Raw genomic sequence first — 25,024 nt, forward strand, 5'->3', positions numbered from 1 at the left:
GTGACAGTAAGCGCAAATCTTCCGAGGAGCCGCCGCCATGACCGCCTACGACACTAACAACATCTTCGCGAAAATCCTGCGCGGCGAGCTGCCCTGCTACAAGGTCTACGAGGATGAGCACGTCTTCGCCTTCCTCGACATCATGCCGCGCGTGCCCGGTCACACGCTGGTGATCCCGAAGGCTCCTGCCCGCAACATCCTCGACATCAAGCCCGACGATTACGCCCATGTCGCCCGAGGCGCGCACAAGATCGCGGCCGCCGCAATGAAGGCGTTCAATGCCGACGGCATCACAGTGCAGCAGTTCAACGAGCCTGCCGGCGGACAGGTGGTGTTTCACCTGCACATGCACGTGATGCCGCGCCACGACGGCGTCGCCATGCTGCCGCCTGCGAGCCGCAAGGAAGACGACAAGGTGCTGCAAGAGCACGCGGCGAAGCTGATGGCGGCGTTGAAGGGGTAGCCGGCGCTGCATCCTCGTCATTGCGAGGAGCTCTTGCGACGAAGCAATCCAGACTGCCTCGGTGGACGGATCCTGGATTGCTTCGCTGCGCTCGCAATGACGAGGTTGGAGCGGAGGCCCCTCACTCCGTCTCGAAATCACCCTTTTGCGGCGCGGCCAGCGGCGTGAACTCGCAGCGGTCGGGCTTGATGTCGATCAGCGGCGTGTTGTCGATGCAATCGAGGCCGCGCACCAGGATGGCATTGCCCTCGATGCCGACCAGCTTGACGATCGAGGTGCCGATCGGATTGGGCCGCACCGGCGAGCGCAGCGAAAACGTGCCGCGGGTCTTCTCGTTGTTCTTCGGGCTCTGCAGGACGATGTCGCGGCGCGAGCGGTCGAGCCAATAGAGCACTTCGAGGTTGCTGTAGAAGTCGACGCCCTTGATGGCCGGCACGAACGGCTCGAAGATCTCGAGGCGGCAGATCGGACCGTCCTGACGTCCCTGCCGCGGCGTCTCCAGCCGCGACGACCAGGGCGTGCGGATCCGGCCGATGAAGACGAGGCCGGCATCTTGCGTCGGCGGCAGCTCGATGGCGACCTCGCCCTCGCGGAGCTCCTGTTCGCGAACCATATGTCCTGTTCCCTGGCTGTTCGCTGGCGGTTTTAGCCCAACCACCACTTGCCGGCCAGCATGAAGACTTCGCCCGTGACCACGCCTGCGAAGATCGAACGGCGGGTCAGCAGGAAAACGACGAGACCGGCACCGACCGCACCATAACGCAGGACATCAGGCACGCTGGCCAGCGCCCCCGGCGGCTGGACCACGATCTGGGCGATGACGCCGGCCAGGATCGCGGTGGCGACCGCCCTGACCCAGACCAGCAGCTCCGAGCCCTCGTCGATGCCGCCGCCGAACCACAGGCCCAGCATGCGCCAGATCTGGTTGGGAACGACGCCGGCGACGAACAGGACGGCCCGCGCGTGCCAGTCGCCGATCGCTTGCGCAAAGCTCATGCGCGTACCTCCCGCCACCAGTGCACGCCATAAGCGATCGTCCCGGCGACCACGCCGCTGACGAGGATATCGAGGCCGGAGTTCATCTTCGCCGCCAGCGGATAGAGCACGATGCCCAGCACGAGCGCGACGACGTCGGCGACCTCGCGGCTGTTGCGCGCCGTCGAGAACAGGAACGAAAGCGGCGTCAGCAACAGGATCGCCGCACCAAGCGTCTGCGTCAGGTTGGCGGCGAGGAAATAGCCGACGATATTGGCGACAAGGCACACGGAGACGAGCCCGCAGCCGAGCCCGTGGACGAAGGCGATCCGCCGTTCGCGCGGCACCTGCGGCAGGAAGCGGTGGCATTCGACCCACAGCGTCACTGCGGTGAGATGCGCGGCGAAAATCAGCTCGCGCCGCTTGGTCGTGGGTGTGCGCATCAGCGGCAGCACCGAGACCACCATTGGAAACAGGCGGATGGCGCTGACGGTCACCGCGATCGCCGACTGGATGATGGTGGCGCCCGAGCCGAGCGTGGTGATCAGGATGATCTGCGCCGGACCTGCCCAGACGAACAGCGTCGAGCACAATGCCCAGAGCAGGCTGAAATGGGTGTCGTGAGCGAGCGCACCGATGCCGAGATAGGTCACGAACAGCACGATGGTGAGGATCGTCTGCGTGATCGAGCGCAGTCCCCACGCGAAGGCGCGCCAGGGACTATTCCATTGCGGTGAATCGAGCGGAGGAAGCGCTACGGGAGCTTTGGCCGGTAAGGAATCGTGCCCGCATAACGGGCGAGACGGGTGCGCGCGTCAAGGAAAGGCGCGGCGGGGCTGGCATGCATGACAGCCAGGCTCACCGCCGTCATTCCGGGGCGCTGCACTTGGCGCGAACCCGGAATGACGGCTCATCCTACCCCGCCACACCCCTGTTCCTCAGCACGAAACACGCCCCGCCCGCCTTGCGGATGCGGTTGCACAGATCATCAGCCTCGGCGCGCGTATCCGCGCCGATGCGGACCTGATAGAACGCGCGCGTGCCACGGCTGCGCATCACCGAGGAGAGCAGGCTCGGATCACGCTCGCCGATCACGGTGCTCAGTTTCGTCACGGCCCGGGAATACATCGCGAGCGCCCTGTTGCGGTCGAAGCCGGCCGCGAGCTGCACGCCCCAGATCTTTGCGGCTGCAAGCTCGACATGCTGCTCGAGCTCGGCGACGAATGGATTGGGAGCACGCTTGAGCAGCGCGATCAGATCACGGCAGCTCGTCGTCGGCGAGCTCGGTGGTCCCTTGCCGGTGCTCCCCGCCTTGGCCCAGGCATCGACGCTGGTGCCGGTGATGGCATACACGTAATTGCGGGTCTGCTCCGGCATCGGCCCGGTGCCGGCGAGCCATTCCTGCACGCGCCGGGGGCCGGCATTGTAGGCGGCCGCGGCAAGGCCGAGATTGCCGAACTGGTTGCGCAGCTCATTCAGGAATTCGGCCGACTTCGGCAAAGCCTGCACCGGATTGAACGGATCGAGCAGACCGCGCTCGCTGGCAGTGCCCGGCATGAACTGCGCGATCCCCTGCGCATGCTGGCCGCTGCGCGTCATGGGCCCGACCGCATCGGCCTGGAAGCGGCTTTCCTGCCAGATCACGCGCGCGAAGAATTCCAGCGGCAGGCTATTGTCGCGCGCGGCCGCCTCCACGATCAGGCAGATTGACTCCCGCGTGTCGCTCTCGCGCGCGTCGTTCGGTTTCTCCGCCGGCTTCTCGGGTTCCGCGGCCTTCGCAGGCGCATCGGTGGGCGGCGCCTCCTCCGCGAGCGCCGGCGACAGCAGGACGACCTGGCACAACACAGCAATGACCCGAGCAATTCGCATGGCATTGACGCTATCGGACAAATCGGACCTTGACTTGGAACCAGAGCCAACTAGCAACAGACGGCAGTATCAACACCGGTCATGCCCGATGGTGACAATCTTTTTTGATCTCGACGGCACGCTGACGAACCCTAAGCCCGGGATCACCCGCTCGATCCAATATGCGCTGGAACGGCTCGGCGTTCCCGTGCCGAGCGAGGACGAACTGACCTGGTGCATCGGCCCTCCGCTGCTTGCCAGCCTTCGCAAGCTCACCGGAGCCGATGAGCTCGCCGACCGAGCACTGCTGCTCTATCGCGAGCGCTTTAGCGATATCGGCCTGTTCGAGAACGAGGCTTACAGCGGAATTACGGACACGTTATCTTCGCTCGCAGCGACACGTCAGCGCATGTTCGTGGCGACCAGCAAGCCCGCCGTCTACGCCAGCCGCATCGTCGATCATTTCGGCTTGAAGCCGTATTTCGAACGCGTGTTCGGCTCCGAGCTCGACGGCACGCGTGTCGACAAGCGCGACTTGCTTCGCTACGCGCTCGACGAGACCAGCGTCGATGCGAACAGCGCGATCATGATCGGCGACCGCAGCCACGACGTGGTCGGCGCCAGGACCAACGGGATGACCGCCATCGGCGTGCTCTACGGCTACGGCAGCGAGGCCGAGCTGCGGGAGGCCGGCGCGCATCACATCTGCGCGGCACATCCCGAGCTGCTCGGCCATTGTGTCGCTTAGGTGCTGACAGTTTCGACCGCCGCCAGCATGCCTGTCTTCGGGTGACAGTTCAGATATTCGAAGAACTGTTCGTCGGCGGCCGCCACCGTCACTTCGTGATAGAGCCGCAGCTTGGCTGACGGCCCGAGCGTCGACAGATATTTCATAGCCGCGCCGAAGATCCTGACATGGGTCGGATGCGACTCCGCCCAGCGTTCGAGCGCGGCGAGGCTCTTCCACCAGCTCTGCCCGTAGGACTTCTCGCTGACGCTGCCGTCGGCCGTCAGCACCTGCATGTAGCGGTTGGCATAGCAGCCAATCGCGAGGCCATCATCGCGCAGAAAATCCATGCCCTCGCGTAGCACCGGTTCGACGTCGTCGAGATAGAGCTTTCGCTCGGATGCTGCGGTATCGCTCCAGTCCTGCCCGGAGCGGATCAGGCAGAGATTATCGTGCGCCACGACTCTCAGCCGCGGGCCGTCGCAAATCAGCTCAGGCGCGCCACCAGGCGCCATCGCATCAGTCTGCGACAGCGGGATACGGTCGCGCATCCCGCCCCAATAGGCGTGCTCCTGCACCTCGCCGCTCATGCCCTCCGCAACGACGGCGACACCTTCCGGCCGATCGGGCGAGGAGAACAGCGTCTCGTGACGGGCCACAATAGGACGCAGCACCTCGACGAAGGTACCGATGCCTTCGCGTTGCCGCCCCGTCCACATCTCGCGAGCCTGCGCGAACCAGGCATCAAAGCGTGCGAGATCGTCCCAATAAGCGACCGTGACAACATTCTCGCTGCCGGACTGATCTCTATAGCTTGCCCGGTCCCAATGCGACGGACCGCCATCCATTGCGAACAGTCCTGCGAGTTCTTTCAACGCCTCCATTGCCGCCGGTGCCGCACCGCCATGCTGGACACCGAAATAGGCCATTACGACCCGGCTGACCGAAGGCTTGTAGCGCGCCACGAAGGACGGATATGGCGGCTGGTAATCGTCCGGCACGCGCTTGTGGCGCGCGCGTGGGGTTTCGAGATGCGCAGGAATTGCGGATTCCATAGCCATGCCTCCCCGTGATCGCCGCGATCAGCTTGCCGCCGCCGCAATGTCCATGGGCTCGACAGTGTCGACCGGCAGCGCGAACTGCTCGACCCGCTGGTACCGCTTCTTGTTGAGCAGCAGCCGTGTGACGTCGGGCCGCGAATAATGTCCGGCGGGATCGGCAGCATTCTTGGCAACGCCGATGGCGCCGAGATCGATCTCGGCGATCAGCAGGCCTTCCTGATCGGGTGCCAGCTTGTCCCCGATCTGACTGCCGTCGGGGCCGTAGATGGCCGCAAAGCCGCCGCCTGCATGCAACAGCGCATTCTTGTCCGGCCGGTCGCAGAGCTCGTCGATCATGGCCTGCGAGACGGTGGCGCAAGGCGCGAGCACGAAGCAGGAGCCTTCCACCGCATAGACGCGCGAAGCCGCGTTGTTGACCTCGGCCCCTAATGCCGGCGCGAAGGGATCGTAGAGCGAGAAGCTCGGCCAGGCCGCGACATGGACCTGCTCGTTCTGAGCGTACATCGCGTATTTCGACAGCGGCTGCAGATGCTCCCAGCAGCACAATGCGCCGAGCCGGCCGATGTCGGGCCGCGCATGCACGGCGAGGTCGCTGCCGTCGCCTTCGCCATAGACTGTGCGCTCGGCATGGGTCGGCCGCAGCTTGCGGCGCTTTGCAATGGTCTCGCCATCAGGGCCGATCAGCCATTGCGCGAGGTAGAGGCTGCCGCCGTCGCGCTCGGACAGGCCGACCACGGCGGTGAGCCTTGCCTTGCGCACGGCCTCGCGCAGGCGTTCGGCCTGCGAGCTGTCATAGGACAGCGAATTGTCGAAATAGCGCTGCACGAAGCCCCGCCCGATCGCCCAGGCCGGGGAGTCCAGCCAGATGTGCCAGGGGTAGCCGGGGATGAAAGCTTCAGGAAAGGCGATCAGCTTGGCGCCCTTTTCCGCGGCCTCCCCGATCAGCGCGATCGACTTGTCGATCGAGGCGTCGAGATCGAGCCAGGCCGGTGCCGCCTGCACCACCGCAACCTTGTATTTCGGATGTTCGATGCCCATTGCCGCCTCCATTGCCGGTTGATCGCAAGCCACGTCCGATGCAGTCTATTTGGCCAAGCTGGGCGGCCAGGCGCTCGACCACGGCGGAACAAAAACTCGACTGGAAGGGATCGCCCGGTACGGAATTTGCCTCCGGTCAGGCTCGATCTGCGCCAACATGCGGTTTTGCAGGATGTGAAAGGGAGGCTGTCCTGATGCCAATCCAGTTCACGACAGACGGCAGTCCCGGCTACCGGCGGCTCGCGCTCTGGCAGGACATCGTCTGCGACGTCTTCGTCGGGCTCGACTGCAAGTCCGACCTCGGCAGCGCCTTTCATGGCTCGGTCACGCAGGCCTCGCTCGGCAAGGCCGTGTGCTCCGAGGTCTGCTCGGACCGCCAGCACGTCTTCCGCACACCGTCGCGCATCGCGCGCTCGGATCAGGGTTTCGTCCTAGTCGCACTCGGCAATCGCGGCAACGGTGGCGTTGTACAGGACGGCCGCGAGACCGTGATCCACCCCGGCGAGTTCGCGCTCTACGACACGACGCGCCCGTACGAGCTGAAGTTCAACGACAGATTTACGCAGACCATCTTTAAGGTCCCACGCGAGATGCTGCAGCGGCGGCTCGGCGGCACCGAGACGCTGACAGCAATGTCATTTGGCGCCGACGCACCGCTCGAGCGGCTCGCCTATGATTTCATTGTCCGGCTCTGCCAAAATGCGGATAGCTTGGCTCTGGATACGGCTACGGCGCTGTCGGAGCAGGCAGTTGATCTGCTTGCGATGGCATTGAGCGAGCGGCTCGGCAAGTCATCGCTGCCGTCCTCGACCCACCGCTCGGCCCTGCTCTACCGAGTGAAGGCGCACATCCGCGCGCACCTCGCCGATCCCGATCTCTCGGTCGCTGAAACCGCAGCCGCGCTCGGCATCTCGCCGCGCTATGTCAACGATCTTCTCGCAGACGAGGACACCTCCTTCCAGCGTCATGTCCTTGCCGAACGCCTCGCCCGATGTCGGAGGGATCTCGCCTCGCCTCTGCTCGCCCATCGCCACATCAGCGAGATCGCCTTCGCCTGGGGCTTCAACGACCTCTCGCATTTCGGCCGCGTCTTCCGCGAGCATTTCGGGATGTCGCCGCGCGACTTCCGGCAGAGCCAGTTGCGGCATGAGGTGCATTCCAGTCGGCTGTCATCTGCACGATCAGGTCATGCCGAGCAGGGCCGGTATGTGAGCAGGTGATAGGACACGGCGCCTGCTTGCAGTATCTTCCGCCGCCAAGGCCGCCACGATCATCAGCGGCCAGCCAAGGAGCAGATCGATGGAATACCGACGCTTGGGCCGGTCCGGCCTTATGGTGCCTGCCTTGAGCCTGGGAACGGGCACGTTCGGCGGCGTCGGCCGCCTTGCGGCATGGGGCACGACGGACGCGACCGAGGCGCGGCGTCTTCTGGACATCTGCCTCGAGGCCGGCGTGTCGATGTTCGACACCGCGAATGTCTATTCGCTCGGCGAGTCCGAGCGGGTGCTCGGTGAGGCCATCAAGGGTCGCCGGGACAAGGTCCTGATCTCGACCAAGGCGACCTTCCGCTTTGGCGACGGTCCCAACGATATCGGCTCGTCGCGTGAGCACCTGCTCAAAGCCATCGACGGTTCGTTGAGCCGGCTCGGCACCGATTATATCGATCTTTTCCAGCTCCACGGCTTCGACGCCTTCACGCCGTCCGAAGAGGTGCTCTCGACTCTCGACGTGCTCGTGCGCGCCGGCAAGATCCGCTATGTCGGCGTCTCGAATTTCTCGGGCTGGCACCTGATGAAGTCGCTCGGCGTCGCCGACAAGCACGGTTTTCCGCGTTACGTCGCCAACCAGACCTACTATTCCCTGATCGGGCGCGACTACGAATGGGAGTTGATGCCGCTCGGCCTCGACCAGGGGTTGGGCGCCGTGGTCTGGTCGCCGCTCGGCTGGGGGCGCCTCACCGGAAAGATCCGCCGCGGTCAGCCGAAACCGGAAGTCAGCCGCCTGCCCAAGACGGCCGAATTCGGACCGCCCGTCTCGGACGAGCACGTCTACCGTGTCGTCGATGCGATCGACGAGATCGCCAAGGAGACCGGCAAGAGCGTCTCGCAGATCGCGCTGAACTGGCTGCTGCAGCGTCCGACGGTCTCGACGCTGATCATCGGCGCACGCAACGAGACCCAGCTGCGCGAAAATCTCGGCGCGGTTGGCTGGTCCTTGACCAAGGACCAGGTCGCAAAGCTCGATGCCGCGAGCACGGTGACGCTGCCCTATCCCTACTGGCACCAGCGCGTGACCTTCAGCGACCGCAATCCACCGGCGGTGTAGGACAGCTGCATCAAGCGCGCTTGGGTAAGCCGGCGCGCTGGCGGCCGGTTCCGGAACTATCGCGGCCCTGCCCTGTTGGCGCAATACTTGGCATGTGGCCGAGTCCGATTCGCCAACGATACGCCGCTCACGATGTCGACAGTCACCATTGAGCATGCCGACGGCCTGCCGCAGCCGCAACGCAATCAGGCGGTGCTGACCATTGCGCTCGGCATCGTCATGGCGGTGGTCGACAGCACCATCGTCAATGTGGCGCTGCCGACGATCGCGGCCGATCTCGATGCGACCCCGGCCTTGTCGATCTGGATCGTCAGCGGCTACCAGCTCGCGATCACGATCTCGCTGCTGCCGCTGGCTTCGCTCGGCGAGATCGTCGGCTATCGCCGCGTCTATCTGGTCGGGTTGGCGCTGTTCACGCTGGCCTCGGCCTTCTGTGCGCTGGCCCACACGCTGCCGCTGCTGACGATCGCGCGCATCCTCCAGGGCTTTGGCGCGGCCGGCATCATGAGCGTCAACGCCGCGCTGGTGCGTTTCACCTATCCGCGCAGCCTGCTCGGCCGCGGCATCGGGCTCAACGCGCTCGTCGTCGCCTTCTCGGCCGCGATCGGCCCGACACTCGCCGCCGGCATCCTCGCGGTCGGAAGCTGGCCCTGGTTGTTCGCGATCAACGTGCCGCTCGGCGTGGTGACGCTGGTGCTGGGCCTGCGCAGCCTGCCGCACACCAAGCCCGCGAGCCGCTCCTTCGACTGGCAGAGTGCAGGGCTGTCGGCGATCACGTTCGGCGTCGGCATCGCGGCGGTCGACAACGTCGGTCATGGCGAGGCCGCGATCACTTGTCTCGTGCAATTCGTCATCGCGATCGCCGCGGGTGCGCTGCTGATCTATCGCGAGACTCACATGACCTCGCCGCTCTTGCCGATCGACCTGCTGCGCATCCCCGTTTTCGCGCTGTCGATTGCGACCTCGATCGCATCGTTCTGCGGGCAGATGCTGGCCTTCGTCGCGATCCCCTTCTATCTCCAGAGCCGCTTCGGCTATTCGGCCGTGCATATGGGCCTGTTGATCACGCCATGGCCGATCGCATTGGCGTTTGCGGCCCCTCTCGCCGGCCGCCTGGTCGAGCATTATCCGGCCGGCCTGCTCGGCGGTATTGGGCTCACGCTATTCGCCTGCGGCCTTGGCGCGCTCGCCTTCCTGCCGGCGACGCCAACGCCGCTCGACGTGATCTGGCGGATGGCGCTCGCCGGCGCCGGCTTCGGTCTGTTCCAGACCCCCAATAACCGCACCATGATCGCAGCCGCCCCGCGCGAGCGCGCCGGCGGCGCCAGCGGCATGCTCGGGACGGCGCGCCTGCTCGGCCAGACCACCGGAGCGGCGCTGGTGGCGCTGTTGCTCGGACGGTATCCGCTTGAGGGGACCAGGCTGGCGCTCCTTGTCGGCGTTGGATTTGCGCTGTGCGGCGCGATGCTGAGCATGCTGCGGCTTTCCACAGCCGGCGCGCGCGGTGCCGAGCACGTCCGCGTGCAGGACGATCAGCGCCTGCGGGGTGAATAGCCGGACCCGACCCGGTTCGCGCGTAGTCGTGCACAACCTGCGCGTGGCTTAACTATTCGGAGCAATGGCCTATTGCCCTCCCGTCGGCGGTATCGTCGGCATGGGCGTCGACGCAGCGACCGGAGCCGCGACCGATCACAAGCCGAATCCGGTCATCGTGACGATGCAGCCGTCGGTCCCGCACGCAGCACCGCGCGCACCGAGAAAGCCGCGGCCACCGCGCGAACCGCAGGCCGGAACGTAAGGCCTCCTCGCGCAGACATCGGTGCAAACAAAAAGGCCGGCTTTGCAGCCGGCCTTTTCGATTTCATCACGTGCCGATCAAACCTTGACCAGCGGCCCCTTGGAGGTCGGCCCCTTTGAGCCGCCGGGGCCACCCGGCTTGGATTTGCCCGGCGGGCGCTTGCGGGTGCCGGGCAGCTTCTCCTGCTTCGGCGTGACCGGGCCCTCGACGAATTCGAAGCCGATCTTCTCCTTGGTCTCGTCGGCCTCGTCCTTGACAAGGACGACGCGAACGTGGCCGCCACCCTTGAGCTTGCCGAACAGCACCTCGTCGGCCAGCGGCTTCTTGATGTGCTCCTGGATCACGCGCGCCATGGGACGTGCGCCCATCTGCTCGTCGTAGCCGTGCTGGACCAGCCAGGCCTTCGCCGGCTCGGACAGCTCGATGGTCACATCGCGGTCGCCGAGCTGCGCCTCGAGCTGAAGCACGAACTTCTCGACCACGGTGCCGATCACCTCGACGCTGAGATGGCCGAACGAGACGATGGCATCGAGACGGTTGCGGAATTCCGGCGCGAACTGCCGGTTGATCGCCTCGTGATCGTCGCCTTCCCGCTTCGACCGGGTGAAGCCGAACGCCTGCTTGGCGAGATCCGCCGCGCCGGCATTCGTGGTCATGATCAGGATCACGTTGCGGAAGTTGACCTGCTTGCCGTTGTGGTCGGTGAGCCGGCCGTGGTCCATGATCTGGAGCAGCACGTTGTAGAGGTCGGGATGCGCCTTCTCGATTTCGTCGAGCAGCACCACGCAATGCGGATGCTGGTCGACGCCGTCGGTGAGCAAGCCGCCCTGGTCGAAGCCGACATAGCCGGGAGGCGCGCCGATCAGGCGCGACACGGTGTGCCGCTCCATGTACTCGGACATGTCGAAGCGCAGCAGCTCGACGCCGAGCGTCGCCGCGAGTTGCTTGGCGACCTCGGTCTTGCCGACGCCGGTGGGGCCAGAGAACAGATAGCAGCCGATCGGCTTCTCCGGCTCGCGCAGGCCGGCGCGCGCCAGCTTGATCGAGGCGGCGAGCGATTCGATCGCCTTGTCCTGCCCGAACACGGTGCGCTTCAAGGTCTGCTCGAGATGCTTGAGCACCTCGGCGTCGTCCTTCGACACGCTCTTCGGCGGGATCCGCGCCATCGAGGCGATCGTGGTCTCGATTTCCTTGATGCCGATGGTCTTCTTGCGCTTGTTCTCGGCGACCAGCATCTGCGCCGCGCCGGACTCGTCGATCACGTCGATCGCCTTGTCGGGCAGCTTGCGGTCGTGGATGTAGCGCGATGAGAGCTGCACCGCCGCCTCGATCGCCTCGTTGGTGTACTTCAGCCGGTGATAGTCCTCGAAGTACGGCTTGAGGCCCTTGAGGATCGCGATGGCGTCCTCGACCGTCGGCTCGTTGATGTCGATCTTCTGGAAGCGCCGCACCAGCGCGCGGTCCTTCTCGAAGTGCTGGCGATATTCCTTGTAGGTGGTCGAGCCCATGCAACGGATCGTGCCCGAGGCCAGCGCCGGCTTGAGCAGGTTCGAGGCGTCCATCGCCCCGCCCGACGTCGCGCCCGCACCGATCACGGTGTGGATCTCGTCGATGAACAGGATGGCGTTGGGATGCGCCTCGAGCTCCTTGAGCACCTGCTTCAGGCGCTCCTCGAAGTCGCCCCGATAGCGCGTGCCGGCAAGCAGCGTGCCCATGTCCAGCGAGAACACGGTGGCGGCCGCCAGCACCTCCGGCACTTCGCTGTCGACGATGCGCTTGGCGAGCCCTTCTGCGATCGCGGTCTTGCCGACGCCGGCTTCACCGACGAACAGCGGGTTGTTCTTCTGCCGGCGGCACAGCACCTGGATCGCGCGGTTGATTTCGGAATTGCGTCCAATCACCGGATCGATCTTGCCGTCGCGCGCCTTCTTGTTGAGGTTGACGCAATAAGTCTCGAGCGCCTCGCCCTTCTTCTTGGCGTCCTCGTTACCCTTGGTCTCGGTCTCCTCGTCGACGCCGCGCACCGGCCGCGCCTCGGAGACGCCCGGCCGCTTGGCAATGCCGTGGCTGATGTAGTTGACAGCGTCGTAACGCGTCATGTCCTGCTCCTGCAGGAAATACGCGGCATGGCTCTCGCGTTCGGCGAAGATCGCGATCAACACGTTGGCGCCGGTCACCTCTTCGCGACCGGACGACTGCACATGGATCACCGCGCGCTGGATCACGCGCTGGAAACCGGCGGTCGGCTTGGCGTCGTCGGCGCCATCCGTCACCAGGTTCTCGAATTCGGTCTCAAGGTAGTTGACGAGGCTCGTACGGAGCTTGTCGAGATCGACGCTACAGGCGCGCATGACGGCGGCTGCATCGGAGTCGTCGATCAATGAGAGCAAGAGATGCTCAAGCGTCGCGTATTGGTGATGACGCTCATTTGCGATCGCCAGCGCACGATGCAGGGATTGTTCAAGGCTTTGGGAAAAAGTCGGCATTCGCGTCCTCTATGGCCCCCACCATCATGATCGTCATCGACCGGTCAGGCAACAACAACCTTTGTCACATATAGTTATACAAGACCGCGGCGAAAGACCGGTTCCGCGACTCGGCGGCGACACACTTGCGGCATTTTCGATGCAAAACCCGTTCCGATTTGGGCGGGATCGGCGCCGGCGCAGAATTCCGTAGTTTTGCCGGCTGCAGCCCACCGCGCGCAGCCGCTACGCGACAATCACACTGCGGCTTGTACAAGAGCCGGCTTCAAACGCGCCGCAAGCCGTCTTACTTCTTTTCCATCACGCATTGCAGCGGGTGCTGGTGCTTGCGGGCGAAGTCCATCACCTGCGTCACCTTGGTCTCGGCGATCTCATAGGTGAACACGCCGCACTCCCCGATCCCGTGATGATGGACGTGCAGCATGATCTTGGTCGCGGCTTCGATGTCCTTGTTGAAGAACTTCTCCAGCACGTGAACGACGAACTCCATCGGCGTGTAGTCGTCGTTCAGGATCAGCACGCGATACAGGTTCGGCCGCTTGGTCTTGGGCTTGACCTTGGTGATGACCGACGTGCTCGGACCCGAGGGAGTACCCGAACGGTTGTCGTCATTGCTCATGCGAGGCGCGTCGGCAGCGGCTGGCGCGGACAGATCGAGGCTGGAAGTCAATTGCAGCATGGCACAGGCGTTCAAATTCCCCACGGAAGCGAATGGCGGTCACCGCGCGACCCCGCCCTTCGGAGCCTGGCGCAGGCGCGCCGCCTTGGATCGCCGCTCCCGGCAAATGCGGTCGAGGCCGGATCGCTCGCCAGCAATATGGCCCTGCCCCCGGCCCGCCGCAAGCACGCGGGGGTTCAGCCCATGCGGTCGCAGCAGTCCCGATTCCCGGTCCGGGCGATCCTGATCAGGTTAATCAATCCGGAGCGATTTGACAAAAATTTCCGCGCGGCAGGTTTAGAACGTGTTGACCAGGAACCCGGCCGTTAACCCGGCTGCGACGGTTTTCCGCAAAACGCTCCGTTTTTCTACGGTCCAATTTACCTGCCATTCAATGGCATGGCGCGAAATCGGGCAAAACACAGATTTCGGGGATCGTCATGTCTGGTCTGCCCCTCGTCAGCCGCCTTGGTCGACAACTCGCCCGTTTCGCAGCGGCCGAGCAAGGCAATATCGCAGTGATCTTCGCCATTGCGCTCGTTCCAGTGCTGAGCTTCGTCGGCGCGGCGATCGACTATAGCCGCGCGGCCCAGGCGCGCACCGCGATGCAGTCGGCCCTCGATTCCACCGCGCTGATGCTGTCACGGGACCTGTCCGCCGGCACCATCTCGACGTCTCAGATCTCCACCAAGGCCCAATCCTATTTCAACGCCCTGTTCACGGACACCAAGACCCTGCCCTCGGTCAGCGTCGGCGCCACCTACAACGCGAGCACCAATATCGGCTCGACGATCCAGCTGACCGGAACCGGCACCTACACGACGAGCTTCATGAAGATCGCCGGCTTCCCGACCCTCGACGTCGGCACCTCATCCACCAGCGCCTGGGGCCTGACGCGCATGCGCGTGGCCCTGGTGCTCGACGTCACGGGATCGATGGCGTACGACGACAAGATGCCGGCGATGAAAACGGCCGCGAAGAACCTGGTCGACCAGCTCAGCGCGCTCGCGAAGACCAACGGCGACGTCTACATCTCGATCGTGCCGTTCGCCAAGGACGTCAACGTCGGCAGCAGCAACTACACGAAGAGCTGGATCGACTGGTCCGACTGGGAGGCCGTGAACGGGACCTGTAGCAACACATCCTACACGAGACAGTGGACCTGCGTTAACAACGGCAAGATTTGGACACCGAGGAACCACAACACGTGGAACGGGTGCGTCACCGATCGTGACCAGGACTATGACACCAAGAACACGACTCCAGTGAGCAGCAATTCGGCTACGCTTTTCCCGGCCGAGCAATATTCCTACTGCAACTCCAGCAATTCGGCCTACATCCAGCCGGTCATGCCGCTCAGTTACGATTGGACCTCGCTCAAATCTCTGATCGACAAGCTGGTTCCGACCGGCAACACCAACCAGGGCATCGGCCTTGCCTGGGGCTGGATGACGCTGTCGATGGGCGACCCCATGAATGCCCCGGCCAAGGACACGAACTACACCTACAAGGATGCGATCGTCCTGCTCTCCGACGGTCTCAACACGCAAAACCGCTGGTACAGCGGTGCTTCGCAGATCGACGCTCGCCAGAAGGTCCTCTGCGACAACGCCAAGGCCCAGCCCAACAACATCACGATCTATACGGTGCAGGTGAACACCGGCGGCGATCCGACCTCGAGCGTGCTGCAATATTGCGCCAGCGGCAGCGACAAGTTCTATCTGGTCACTTCGGCGAGCCAGACGGTCTCGGTGTTCAAGGATATCGGCACTTCGCTGTCGAAGCTGCGCGTCGCACGCTGACGGTCGCATCGCTCCCCAACAAAAAGCCCGGCTGGTTCAGCCGGGCTTTTCGATTCCAGGATGTCTCGAGACGTTACTGAGCGGCCGGGGTGAACTTCGACACGATGGTCTCGACCGGCTTGAACGCCTGCTTGGCGAGGTCGCTGTAGAGGCCGGCGATCTTCTGCGATTCCGCGACGAAGGTTTCGTAGGCGGAACGGGCAAAATCGGTCTGCGCTTCCATCGCCTTGTCCAGCGACTTCACGCCGGAAAGCTTCTCGACGAACGACTTGGTGTCTTCGAACGACTTCTTCGTGTAGTCGCCATAGGCGCTGGCGATCGCCTGGAGGCCGTGCTGCACTGAGGTCGCGGAGGCAACGCACTGCTCGAACTGCTCTTTCCCGTAGCTCTGGAAGTCTTCAACCTTGAACATTTCGGAATCCTTTTCCCTGGCTCGCGTCGGGAAGCCCCGGCTCCCTGACTCCGCCCAAAATTAGTGCAACGCACAAAAAAGTCAAGAATCTTGTGCGTCGCACAAATCCGGCGCAAATCGCAGAGATTCCCGGGGTTTCCCGCAAGGGTTCCTTAAGCTTTTGGAAACCGGGCCGCCCTACCTTGATTCCCTGGACGTGGTCACTTCCGCGAGCGGCCAAAAGCCGTTTGAGAACATCACCTTAGCCAGAACAGCGGCTCGGGTCCAACGTCCCCCGCGGTCAACACCAGCGGAGGGACAGCCTGAGCAGGTAATGATCTCGGGTCCGTCGGGCACAATTTCGCCTCACGAGCCGGTGATCAAGTCAGAAACGGGGACGGGGTTCCATGCTTCGTAAAAACTTGTCTGCCTCGCGCTGGGCGCGGGTTGGCGTTTTCGGGCTTCTTACGGTCACCACCGCAGTCATCTTCACCACCGACGCAGCCGAGGCGCGGCGCCATCGTCGACATTATGCGCACCACCGGGTGCAGCACGACGTGTCCGAGAGCTCCAGCTCGAAATTCGCGTCCATCATCATCGACGGCAATTCCGGCGCAGTGCTCCAGGCGACGAGCCCTGACGCGATCCGCCACCCGGCCTCGCTGACCAAGATCATGACGCTCTATCTGCTGTTCGAGCGCCTCGAATCCGGCAAGATGAAGCTCGACACCGAAATGCCGGTGTCCAAGCACGCCGCCGACCAGGATCCGACCAAGCTGAATCTGCGTGCCGGCCAGACCATTCGCGTCGAGGACGCGATCAAGGGCCTAGTCACCCGTTCGGCCAACGACGCATCCGTGGTGATTGCGGAAGCGATCGCCGGTGACGAGGACGACTTCGCCCGGATGATGACGCGCAAGGCGCGTTCGCTCGGCATGTCCAGGACGGTCTACCGCAATGCCAACGGCCTGCCCAACGACGAGCAGGTCACGACCGCGCGCGACCAGGCCACGCTGGGTCGCGCCATTCAGGAGCGCTTCCCCCGCTATTATCGCTATTTCGCGACCTCGACGTTCAACTGGCGCGGACAGTCGATCCGCAACCACAATCGCCTGCTCGGCAGCGTCGAAGGCGTGGACGGCATCAAGACGGGCTACACCCGCGCCTCCGGCTTCAACCTCGTCAGCTCGATCCGCCGCGGCAACCGCCACCTGATCGGCGTGGTGCTCGGCGGCCGCAGCGGTGGATCGCGCGACGCCATCATGCGCAACCTGCTCGCCGAGAACATCGAAAAGGGTGCGACCGTCCGCACCGTCGCCGCGGTCACGGAGCGCAACGTCGCTGAAGCCAACACCGATGTCGCCGATGCCTCGGATACGCCGGCACGGCCCGTCCTGCCGGTCCAGGCAGCGGCGGCCCCCGCTCCCGAAGCCGCCCCGTCGCGCCTCGCCGCGCGTCTGTCGACGCTGGCCGCAGCGACTGCGGCGATGCCGCCCGCTCACTCCAAACCCGAGGCTCGGCCGACGGAGTCCAAGGTGGAGCCGGCGCCGCTCACCAATGGCGTAATCTCGAGCCAGCCGCTCTCCATCATCCCCGGCTCGTCCGAGCCGATGAAGCCGGTTCGGGTCAAGACCGTTCAGGTCAAGGCCGGCGCCGTGAAGGTCGCCTCTGCAGCTCCGGCCCAGGGTGGTGTCCATGTCGTTGCGCCGCCGGTCACCAGCACCGTCCCGCACCGCTCCGACGTCGCGGAAACCTCCGGTGCCGTCGTCGCCAGGGCAGATCTCATCAACAAGCCGGAGGCGGTGAGCCAGCCCGAAGTGCCGAAGGCCGAGATGGCCCGCACCGAACTGCCGCGGCAGCCGGCGGGCTTCGGTACCGGCAACGGCATCCTTGGCGTGCTGCCGGCCGCAACCCCCGCCGCACCGGCTCCCGCCGCACCCAAGCTCGCCTCGGCCGACCCGGCGCCGCAGCCGATCCAGATGAGCGCCACCACCAAGCCCGCCGTCATCCACAGCGGCTGGATCGTCCAGGTCGGTGCGCTCGAGAGCGAGAACGAAGCTCAGCAGCGCATCGACGCGGCCCGCAACTCGGCCCGCGGCCTGCTCAGCAAGGCGGACCCGTTCACCGAGCCCGTCGTCGCCAAGGATAATCGCAAGCTTTACCGCGCCCGCTTCGCCGGGCTCGAGCGCGATCAGGCCGAAGCCGTCTGCCGCACCTTGAAACGTGCCGAGATCTCCTGCATCACCGTTCGCAACTGATTTTCTTCTCCGCTCCAGACCAAATGCCCGCGCCTTGCGCGGGCATTTTCGTTTTGGTGAGGCGGTGATGCGCAGGCTGTTCCGGACAAGGCTGTTCCACGACAACCTCTCGTCAAGGATTTACGGTTAAAACTTTGCTCAAGGGGATCGACCACGCCGACAAGGGCGGGCGACGGCAGACAGAGCAAACGGAGCTCACGCGGTACGGGCGTTTGTAGCGTTGGTGCCGGAGTTAGCCGTTATGCGTGCGAAGCAGAGTATCCTTGGCCTCGTTTACCCGGGCAGCGAGATACGTCGAGCCCCCCTGGTCGGGATGGAGTTTCTTCATCAGGGACTTGTGGGCCCGGCTGATGTCGTCGCGCCCCGCTCCCGGCTGCAAGCCAAGGATCTGATAGGCTTCCTCCGCCGTCATTTTGCTGCTCGCCGCCGTGCGGCGCTGCCGCCCTGCCGTATCGCCCTGCGCGTTCTGACGCCAAGCGGGAAACCGGCGGTCCAGATAGCTTTCAAGTAGGGCCACGCTCTCGGCGTCGAACGTCGAGACCATCGCGAGCAAGCCGGCGAGATCGAATTCGTCGAGATTGCGCCCGGCATGAGGCCCCGCAACGATCTGGCCAGAAAGCTGGCCGGAATCGTGGTCGAGCCGCATGTCCAGGAATTGCGAGCGCACCCGCGAGGCCTGCCCGGACGGGCGCGTCGCACCGCCGCCGAACAGCCCGCCGACATTGCCGAAGCCGGCATTCGCGAGTGGTGTCCAGCCGAGCAGGCCCGCGCCGAAAATTCCGAGCGGGATCGCAACCGCCAGCTCGCCGCGCAAGCCGGTGAAGGCCGCAACCACCAGCGCCAGCACGCCGCCGCCGAACTTGAGGGTGCGCGCCAGCACCGCTGGATTGGCGGAGCGGAACATCTGGAGCAGCAGGTACAGCGTGATAACGGCGACAGCGCCGGCGATCAGGGTCATGGCCGGAATATAGTCGTGCTGTTGTCAAAAAGCATGGCGCCCCAGCGCCGCAAGCCGCACCGGCCGGGCTGCTATTTCATCTGGCTGATCAGCTTCGCCGCGCCACTCACGCTTCCAGCCAGCTTCAACAGCGCCTCACGTCCACCCGCGGCATAGGCCGCAGCTGCCCGCAACAGCTCGCGCAGCTGCGCTGCCGCACCGGGATCGAACCGGCACCAGGCACCGCCAGTCAGCCGCGCCATCTCGCGGAAGGCCTGTTCGGCGACCGCGTCATGGCCCTCCTGAAAGACGAATACGGGCACCTTGAGCATGCCGAGCTCGCCGGCCTTGGCGCAGAGCTCGTCGATGTCTTCCTCCATGGCATCGCCGACGAAGACCACGGCCCGCACGCCGGATGCGACTGCCTCGCGCCTGGCCTCGCTCAGGACCTTGCCGATCTGGGTATCGCCGCCGCGGCAATCGATCTTGCTCATCAGCGTCGCCAGCCTGGCGCTGTCGGAAATCCAAGCCGTGGCGCGGCACTCGTTGAGGCCGCGATAGTAGACCAGCCGGATGTCGAGACTGCCGAGCGCTGCGGTCTCGCGAAACATGTCGGCCTGGAGCGCGCAGGCCATGTCCCAGGTCGGCTGCCGGCTCATGGTCGCATCCAGCGCGAAGATCAGCCGCCCCCTTGCGCCCGGGGCATGCGGCGAGAGGGTCCGCGCCTTGGCAACGAACGCGGCGATGTCTTCCGAGGTCGAGGTTTGCGCTTGCGGCAGCACGCCGTCTGCTCGCGCCGAGACGGCATCGCGGCCGCGCGGTTTGATGGGTTCACCCGACATCGCAGCTACACCTTGCGTCAGCAGCTAATGTGGCCAGCGCATGCGGCCCGGTCAATGCGCAAAGCCTCCGCGGGCGGGCGCCGGCGGAGGCTTCGACGATTGGTGCAGCCTTGCGACGACGTCAGCTCGGTAAGCTCTTGGACGTCAGCTCTTGGCAGGAGCCATCAGGGCGACCGGGCCCGGCTCCAGGATCTTGGGCGGGGCGGACTGCGTGTCGACCGGTGCGATCTCGCTGTCGGTCGCGCTCAGGAACTTGTCGAGCATGCTCTGGATCGAGCTTTTCGCCACATCCGGACCGGTATCGCGCATGTCGTTGTGCTGGAACTCGGTCTTCACGACCTGAATGCCTGCCTGCTCGCATTCCTCGTCGGTTGGAATCACGCCGGCGTCGGCCTTGAACTGCGGATCCTGGGAGCGGAACGACAGGATCTTGAACTTGCCCGCGGTAACGAAGGGCACGCGCAGATTGTCGAGGGTGACGACCTTCTTGACCTCATCCGGATACTGCTTGGCGAAGTACATGGTGATGTCGCCGCCCATGGAATGGCCGACCATCGTAACCTTGTCGTAATCGGCGTTGGGCTGAACCTTCTTCATCTCGTGCACGGCGAGATGGATGTTGGCGACGCCGCGCAGGATCTGCGGCAGCCGGCCGACATAGAGCTCGCCGGGCTTGGTGACCATCGGAGGATCAGTCGGCAGATCGTGCTGCGGGCTCATGACCATGTAGCCGCGCGCAGCGAAGATGTTGGCGAGGAAGCCGTATTCGGTGTTCTTGACGGTGTTGCCGTGATTGATCACCGCGACGGGCAGCTTGATCATGCCGGCATTGGCCTGCATTTCCTTGTCGCGGCGCACCGCGATGGAAACAGGCACCGGACGGTTATCGCGCGAGGCATCGTAGAATGTGATGGTCTCGTGCTTGATCGCCCACTTGCTCGCCGTGAAATAGGCGATGCCGCAGAGGGCACTGACCGAAACCAGAACGGCAATTCCACGCTTCATTTTCGTCCTCAGCCTCAGGCCTAAGCGGCCTGAATCCCTGTTGAAAATCGTGTTCTCCGGGGCTCTTCGTCCCCTTGTCGCCTATTCCCTAATATATGTCACAGCAGCGTGACAGGAAGGCTAAATGTTGTGAATCGGCAGCCCTTTCATTGTGCGTTGCACTCGTTCGGTGAGCACCCCATTCTCATACCGCTACGTGAGGGTGCAGGTCCCTATTCGACGCAACCGGTCTTGATCGGGTTCGACTCGCGGTAAATGCAGGGTGAAAACGCGCGCGGCGCAGTCCCGGTTCCCGCGCCAGCCGAAGGCCCGGATCGGCCGGGAGTAGCGCTATACCGCGAGGTCAGGCGCCGAGGATATCGTGGACCTCGAGCGGCTTGTCGACCTGGCTGAACCACTCGGCCCGGTTAGCCGCGCGGCGGCGGCCGCGCTCGTCGAGCGGGAGCTTGAGCTGGCGGAGCAGGCTCGTCACCTCCTCCCGCGCAGTGAGATGGCCGAGATTGGGCCGCATGCCGAGCGTGGCCTCGTCGATATCGTCCAGGGCGGTCAGGCCGCGTGGGAAGAATTCGCGGTACACGACGCGCTCGGCGAAGCCGTCGACGTAGCGGAAGCCGAGCCGCAGCGACAGATCCTTCAGGCCCTCGGCGACGAGCTGCTTGTTGCGCGAGCCGAGCATGGAAAGGCGGTTGCGCACGACGATCCAGTCTGTGGTTGCGCCGTCGAGCTGGCGTCGCTTGCGCCTGACGTCACGCACCATCTCGGCGTAGTGGCTCTCGCCCGTCACTGCGTAAGTCGCGGGATCGACGGTGCCGAGCACGTCGAAATCGAGGAAGCTGTCGTTGATCGGCGTGACCAGGGTGTCGGCCATCGAATGCGCGAGCCGCATCAGATAGCTGTCGGTGCCGGGCGTATCGATGACGATGAAGTCGAAGCTGCTCTCGACCGCGGAGACGGCTTCCATGAACTGCTGGAACTCGGAATTCTCGTTCTCGGCAATCTGCATGGTCTCGCCGAGCTTGATGCAGCGATGCACCGGCAGCTCGAGGTCGAGCTTGGTACGTTGCGCCCAGGCGGACCGGTTGCCGATGTAGCGCGTGAAGCTCTGCTGGCGACAATCGAGGTCGATGGTGGCGACGCGCTGGCCGGCCTTCAGAAGTGCAACGGCGATGTGCAAGGCCGTGGTCGATTTGCCGGAGCCGCCCTTCTCGTTGCCGAGCACGACCACGTGCGCCGAGCCGGATTGGCCTTGGCTAGCCTGCACAAGCATGGCGATCCTCAACACCCCTTGCGAATATCTTCGAGTTGACCGCGTCAGCGGTCAAGTGAAATGCGTAACAGGAAATGCAAATTGCAACGCGCCGTTCTCACGATGTGTCGCGGCGCCGTCTTTCGTCTGTGATCCAGCCCACAATGTCGCGACGTTCTACGCCGCCTTGCGCGGGATGCTGTGCCGCATCCGGATGCATGGCGTCCACGATCTCCGCTTGTTAAGGTTAGCCGCCGGGCGCGACGCCCGCACCTGCGCCGCTTCCCAATCGTCGAGTCCCGATGTCAGCAAGCCCATTGATCGCCCGCACGGTCCCCGCCCTGCGACGCGCCGTCGACAATCTCCGCAAGCGAAAGGCCACGATCGCACTGGTCCCGACCATGGGGGCCCTCCATGACGGGCATGTGTCGCTGGTTCGCCTCGCCAAGCGGCGCGCCAGCCGCGTCGTGGTGTCGATCTTCGTCAACCCGACCCAGTTCGCTCCGACCGAAGATTTCGGCGCCTATCCGCGCACCTGGAAGGCCGACATCGCCAAGCTCGCGGCCGAGGACGTCGATATCGTCTGGCACCCGGGCGTCGCGGCCATGTATCCGGAGGGGTTTGCCACCCGCATCGCGCCGGAGGGGCCGGCGCTCGCCGGCCTCGAGGACCGCTTCCGCCCGCACTTCTTCGGCGGTGTCGCCACGGTCGTCGGCAAGCTGTTCACGCAAGTCCGGCCGGATGTCGCGATCTTCGGCGAAAAGGATTTCCAGCAATTGCGCGTGGTGACGCAGATGACGCGCGACCTCGACCTCGGTGTCAAGGTGATCGGCTCCCGCACCGTGCGCGAGCGCGACGGACTCGCGATGTCCTCGCGCAACGTCTACCTCTCGCCCGAGGAGCGCCAGACCGCCATTGTCCTCTACCACGCCATGAGAGAGAGCGCCGGGCGCATCCGTGCCGGCGATTCGATCGCGCCGGCGATGGCCGGCGGTGCGGACATGGTCAAGGCGGCCGGCTTGGTGCTCGACTATTACGAGGTCCGCCATGCCGAGACGCTGGCACCGGTCACCTCGCGCAAGGACGGCCCCTTGCGGATCCTGGTCGCAGCCAAGCTCGGCACCACCCGGCTGATCGACAATATGGCTGTTTAGAGCAGTCCGAGGTCACGCAGCTCGCGCCGCATCGGCTCCGGCATCGCCGCAATCGAGCCGGCCGCTGACTTGCCGAGATCGGCCGGCACGGAATCGTCGGTCAGATAGCGCCAGCCCTGGAACGGGCGCATCGGCCGCGGCGAGACCGAGATCACTTTCGGCTGCATCACGATCCGGCAGCGCCCGACGCCGTCCTTGTCGCGGAACGGCTCGATGCCGATGATCTTTTCGCGCGCGGCGATCTCGCCCTTGATCACCCAGTAGAGCGAGCCGCCGGCGAGGATCTCGGCGTCGCGCTTGGGCACCATGCGGGTGATGTGGATGTGATGTTGCGGCAGACCCTTCTTCTTGGCGGTCTGCATCCGTTCGGCCACCCACTCCTTCAATTCCTTGACGGAGTCGCAGCCGACGGCGAGCTTGATCAGATGGAGTGGCATGCCCAAGCATTAGCCGGGCAACCCAGCATTTGGAATGCCGATCTACTCGTTATCCGCAGGCGCGGGAGCGGCGGTCGAGGCCGGCGGCGGCGCGAGCGGAACCGGCGCCGCAGGCGCACGCGCAGCCTTTTGGGGCGGCGGCTTCTTCGCAGCCGGCGGGCTCGATGCCGGAGGCGCTGCGGCCTGTGCGGAGGCCGCGGCCGGCGCACGCGGTGCTGCCGCCGCATTTGCGGCCGGCGCGGCCTGGCGCGTCGCCGCCGTGGGCTCCGGATTCATGATGCTCACCGGCGGCGTCGAGGACGCGCTCGGGAACTCGGCATTGGTCGGCCTGCCCGTCGGCATTGACGGCGGCAGCCCGGCGAGCGCGGCGTTGGCGGGCATCGCCGCTGCGGCTGCTGCGGGCGCGTTCCAGGTCGGCGCATAGCGCGCGACCAGGGTCTCGTAGAGATGGGAGTCCATGTTGGCGGCAACCTGCTGCTGGTCGGTCAGCGAGCGGAACGCGGCGCAATCGAACTGCGTGCAGCCGTCACGCGCCACCAGCACATGTGCAACGAGACCGTAACGATCCCGCTCGAGCGACTTGCGCAGCACCTTCATGTCGAGGGTCAGGCTCTTCTCCGCCGTGGCGACATCGCCGAGCGCGGTCAGGCGGTCGATCCTGGCGGCGGTGTAGGAGACCGCCGCGGCCGCAGCGTCAGGCGCGCCGAACAGCGCCTTCTCGCAGCCGGCGCCAACGGCATCGCCGGCGAGATCGTCGAGACAGGACAGCGCAGGCAGACTCGCGCTCACCACAGCTTGCGCGCGCGCCTCGGCCGGAGCGGACGGCGCGTCCGGTCCATAGAGACGCACCGTGGCTGCGCCGGCGATCGCGATGGATAGCAGGGTAATGACGGTCAGCGCGCCGTTCGCGACCGATCTGTCGGCGCGCAACAGCGTGATCAGCAGAATCAATCCGAAGAATCCGGCAGCCGCCAGCGTCATCCAAATCGGGAAGGCCGGCGAGAGCCAGATTTGGTCGAGCGAAGTGGCCCATGCCCAGTTCATGCGCGACGTCCCCTCACGCGAGCAAAGAGCGGATGGTCAAGCGAGCACCGCGAGTCGGCAACTGCCCCCGCCCACCCTTGTGAAGGTGAAGCGGGCCTTTTTGACGGCGGCAAAGTACAATTCCCGGGAGGCGCCTATGCACTGACGGCGTCGGCCTTCAGGAGAGCGCGAGCTGGCTTTCCTTGGCGACGCGCTCGAAGGCTTCGGTCGAGCTTTTGATCCGATACTGGCAGTCGTCGCCTTCGGTCGGGAGCAGACGGATGACCTCATACGCGCCGCTCGCAGCCGGACGCGCGACATTGCTGGCCGTGAATAGGACGCGCGTTCCCACGGGGAATTTGTGCTTCAACACCCTCTCCATTACTCAAACAGCGCCCGCCTCGCCCAGTGTCCCACTGCGAGGGCCGGCCGGAAACCCGGGCGGCTGTATAGCACGCGTCCGATGCTTTTGGCCAGCGCCATGCCGGCATGGCCCGCGCACAATTTTTGCAGTTATTTCAGGATGATAACGGGACAGCCGGTGGGGCGA

The 25,024-nt window shown here is 64.9% G+C and carries 23 protein-coding genes and 2 pseudogenes; 9 read left to right on the forward strand and 16 right to left on the reverse strand.

Translation table 11 applies throughout. The annotated features are described in order from the left end of the window. Window positions 1–37: 37 nt before the first annotated feature. A complete protein-coding gene (locus I6F09_RS04035; protein ID WP_057029794.1) occupies window positions 38–463 on the forward strand; it encodes an HIT family protein in 426 nt (141 codons plus the stop codon). A 121-nt stretch (window positions 464–584) separates the two neighbouring features. On the opposite strand, the gene tsaA is transcribed toward I6F09_RS04035, so the two are convergent. From tsaA to I6F09_RS04055, 4 genes and pseudogenes are all read right to left on the reverse strand, one after another. Further along, window positions 585–1,076 carry a tRNA (N6-threonylcarbamoyladenosine(37)-N6)-methyltransferase TrmO gene (gene tsaA, locus I6F09_RS04040; RefSeq protein WP_036039330.1) on the reverse strand — a complete coding sequence of 164 codons (492 nt, stop codon included), beginning with the start codon at window positions 1,074–1,076 and terminating at the stop codon, window positions 585–587. Between the two features lie 32 nt (window positions 1,077–1,108). After that, the gene (locus I6F09_RS04045; protein ID WP_225187504.1) at window positions 1,109–1,459 is read right to left on the reverse strand and encodes an AzlD domain-containing protein; all 351 of its coding nucleotides are present in this window, start codon (window positions 1,457–1,459) and stop codon (window positions 1,109–1,111) included. Continuing rightward, window positions 1,456–2,196 (reverse strand): annotated as a pseudogene (locus I6F09_RS04050) (AzlC family ABC transporter permease); the annotation flags it as partial. The gene I6F09_RS04045 and the pseudogene I6F09_RS04050, both read right to left, overlap by 4 nt. A gap of 157 nt (window positions 2,197–2,353) precedes the next feature. Then, the gene (locus tag I6F09_RS04055; RefSeq protein WP_036015176.1) at window positions 2,354–3,307 is read right to left on the reverse strand and encodes a lytic transglycosylase domain-containing protein; all 954 of its coding nucleotides are present in this window, start codon (window positions 3,305–3,307) and stop codon (window positions 2,354–2,356) included. Between the two features lie 88 nt (window positions 3,308–3,395). Here I6F09_RS04055 and I6F09_RS04060 point away from each other — a divergent pair, with 88 nt between their 5' ends. After that, window positions 3,396–4,034 carry an HAD family hydrolase gene (locus I6F09_RS04060; RefSeq protein ID WP_036015178.1) on the forward strand — a complete coding sequence of 213 codons (639 nt, stop codon included), beginning with the start codon at window positions 3,396–3,398 and terminating at the stop codon, window positions 4,032–4,034. On the opposite strand, the gene I6F09_RS04065 is transcribed toward I6F09_RS04060, so the two are convergent. Together I6F09_RS04065 and I6F09_RS04070 are read right to left on the reverse strand one after the other, a co-directional pair. After that, on the reverse strand, window positions 4,031–5,068 hold the full coding sequence (locus I6F09_RS04065; RefSeq protein WP_225187506.1) for a phenylacetaldoxime dehydratase family protein: 1,038 nt from the start codon (window positions 5,066–5,068) through the stop codon (window positions 4,031–4,033). The two genes, I6F09_RS04060 and I6F09_RS04065, sit on opposite strands and share 4 nt — an antisense overlap. A 27-nt stretch (window positions 5,069–5,095) precedes the next feature. Next, complete coding sequence (locus I6F09_RS04070) at window positions 5,096–6,112, reverse strand: carbon-nitrogen hydrolase family protein (protein WP_225187507.1); 1,017 nt, start codon at window positions 6,110–6,112, stop codon at window positions 5,096–5,098. A gap of 194 nt (window positions 6,113–6,306) precedes the next feature. On the opposite strand from I6F09_RS04070, the gene I6F09_RS04075 reads away from it, so the two are divergent. The 4 genes and pseudogenes from I6F09_RS04075 to I6F09_RS04090 form a co-directional block, all read left to right on the forward strand. Next, window positions 6,307–7,332, forward strand: coding sequence for a helix-turn-helix domain-containing protein (locus I6F09_RS04075; protein WP_225187508.1), 1,026 nt, complete (start codon window positions 6,307–6,309; stop codon window positions 7,330–7,332). Between the two features lie 79 nt (window positions 7,333–7,411). Then, a complete protein-coding gene (locus tag I6F09_RS04080; RefSeq protein WP_036015181.1) occupies window positions 7,412–8,437 on the forward strand; it encodes an aldo/keto reductase in 1,026 nt (341 codons plus the stop codon). Between the two features lie 132 nt (window positions 8,438–8,569). Next, entirely contained in the window at window positions 8,570–9,991 is a 1,422-nt protein-coding gene (locus I6F09_RS04085; protein WP_036025608.1) for an MFS transporter, read from the forward strand. Window positions 9,992–10,076: 85 nt separating this feature from the next. Beyond that, a pseudogene (locus I6F09_RS04090) lies at window positions 10,077–10,235 on the forward strand (translation initiation factor 2); the annotation flags it as partial. A gap of 77 nt (window positions 10,236–10,312) precedes the next feature. On the opposite strand, the gene clpA reads toward I6F09_RS04090, so the two are convergent. Next, the gene (gene clpA / locus I6F09_RS04095) at window positions 10,313–12,721 is read right to left on the reverse strand and encodes an ATP-dependent Clp protease ATP-binding subunit ClpA (protein WP_036015184.1); all 2,409 of its coding nucleotides are present in this window, start codon (window positions 12,719–12,721) and stop codon (window positions 10,313–10,315) included. Between the two features lie 286 nt (window positions 12,722–13,007). Next, window positions 13,008–13,340: an ATP-dependent Clp protease adapter ClpS gene (gene clpS / locus I6F09_RS04100; RefSeq protein WP_036015195.1), complete on the reverse strand. Its 333-nt coding sequence runs from the start codon at window positions 13,338–13,340 to the stop codon at window positions 13,008–13,010. Between the two features lie 479 nt (window positions 13,341–13,819). Between clpS and I6F09_RS04105 the strand changes: the two genes are divergently transcribed. Continuing rightward, window positions 13,820–15,181 (forward strand): TadE/TadG family type IV pilus assembly protein, encoded by a 1,362-nt coding sequence (locus I6F09_RS04105; RefSeq protein ID WP_225187509.1) that lies wholly within the window; start codon window positions 13,820–13,822, stop codon window positions 15,179–15,181. Window positions 15,182–15,254: 73 nt separating this feature from the next. Here the strand turns inward: I6F09_RS04105 and I6F09_RS04110 are convergent, their stop codons facing one another. Next, window positions 15,255–15,593 (reverse strand): phasin family protein, encoded by a 339-nt coding sequence (locus I6F09_RS04110; RefSeq protein WP_028135884.1) that lies wholly within the window; start codon window positions 15,591–15,593, stop codon window positions 15,255–15,257. 386 nt (window positions 15,594–15,979) lie between these two features. On the opposite strand from I6F09_RS04110, the gene I6F09_RS04115 reads away from it, so the two are divergent. Next, complete coding sequence (locus I6F09_RS04115; RefSeq protein ID WP_225187510.1) at window positions 15,980–17,830, forward strand: D-alanyl-D-alanine carboxypeptidase; 1,851 nt, start codon at window positions 15,980–15,982, stop codon at window positions 17,828–17,830. Between the two features lie 232 nt (window positions 17,831–18,062). Here I6F09_RS04115 and I6F09_RS04120 read toward each other — a convergent pair whose 3' ends face one another. The 4 genes from I6F09_RS04120 to I6F09_RS04135 all read right to left on the reverse strand — a co-directional run bounded on the left by I6F09_RS04120 (window position 18,063) and on the right by I6F09_RS04135 (window position 21,881). Continuing rightward, window positions 18,063–18,788: a DnaJ domain-containing protein gene (locus tag I6F09_RS04120; RefSeq protein ID WP_036015208.1), complete on the reverse strand. Its 726-nt coding sequence runs from the start codon at window positions 18,786–18,788 to the stop codon at window positions 18,063–18,065. 71 nt (window positions 18,789–18,859) lie between these two features. After that, window positions 18,860–19,609: a hypothetical protein gene (locus tag I6F09_RS04125; protein WP_036046568.1), complete on the reverse strand. Its 750-nt coding sequence runs from the start codon at window positions 19,607–19,609 to the stop codon at window positions 18,860–18,862. Window positions 19,610–19,753: 144 nt separating this feature from the next. Further along, on the reverse strand, window positions 19,754–20,614 hold the full coding sequence (locus tag I6F09_RS04130) for an alpha/beta fold hydrolase (RefSeq protein WP_036015213.1): 861 nt from the start codon (window positions 20,612–20,614) through the stop codon (window positions 19,754–19,756). A gap of 343 nt (window positions 20,615–20,957) precedes the next feature. Beyond that, window positions 20,958–21,881: a division plane positioning ATPase MipZ gene (locus I6F09_RS04135; RefSeq protein WP_036015216.1), complete on the reverse strand. Its 924-nt coding sequence runs from the start codon at window positions 21,879–21,881 to the stop codon at window positions 20,958–20,960. A gap of 281 nt (window positions 21,882–22,162) precedes the next feature. Between I6F09_RS04135 and panC the strand changes: the two genes are divergently transcribed. Continuing rightward, window positions 22,163–23,014, forward strand: a complete 852-nt coding sequence (gene panC / locus I6F09_RS04140; RefSeq protein ID WP_225187511.1) for a pantoate--beta-alanine ligase — start codon at window positions 22,163–22,165, stop codon at window positions 23,012–23,014. Here the strand turns inward: panC and I6F09_RS04145 are convergent. The 3 genes from I6F09_RS04145 to I6F09_RS04155 all read right to left on the reverse strand — a co-directional run bounded on the left by I6F09_RS04145 (window position 23,011) and on the right by I6F09_RS04155 (window position 24,856). After that, window positions 23,011–23,451 carry a DUF1489 domain-containing protein gene (locus tag I6F09_RS04145; RefSeq protein ID WP_225187512.1) on the reverse strand — a complete coding sequence of 147 codons (441 nt, stop codon included), beginning with the start codon at window positions 23,449–23,451 and terminating at the stop codon, window positions 23,011–23,013. The genes panC and I6F09_RS04145 overlap by 4 nt on opposite strands. Window positions 23,452–23,493: 42 nt before the next feature. Further along, window positions 23,494–24,495: a hypothetical protein gene (locus tag I6F09_RS04150; protein ID WP_036025621.1), complete on the reverse strand. Its 1,002-nt coding sequence runs from the start codon at window positions 24,493–24,495 to the stop codon at window positions 23,494–23,496. 157 nt (window positions 24,496–24,652) lie between these two features. Continuing rightward, the gene (locus tag I6F09_RS04155; RefSeq protein WP_085969273.1) at window positions 24,653–24,856 is read right to left on the reverse strand and encodes a hypothetical protein; all 204 of its coding nucleotides are present in this window, start codon (window positions 24,854–24,856) and stop codon (window positions 24,653–24,655) included. Between the last annotated feature and the right edge of the window lie 168 nt (window positions 24,857–25,024).

It is taken from the genome of Bradyrhizobium sp. IC3195, assembly GCF_020193585.1.
In the GTDB taxonomy this organism is placed as follows: Bacteria; Pseudomonadota; Alphaproteobacteria; order Rhizobiales; family Xanthobacteraceae; genus Bradyrhizobium; species Bradyrhizobium yuanmingense.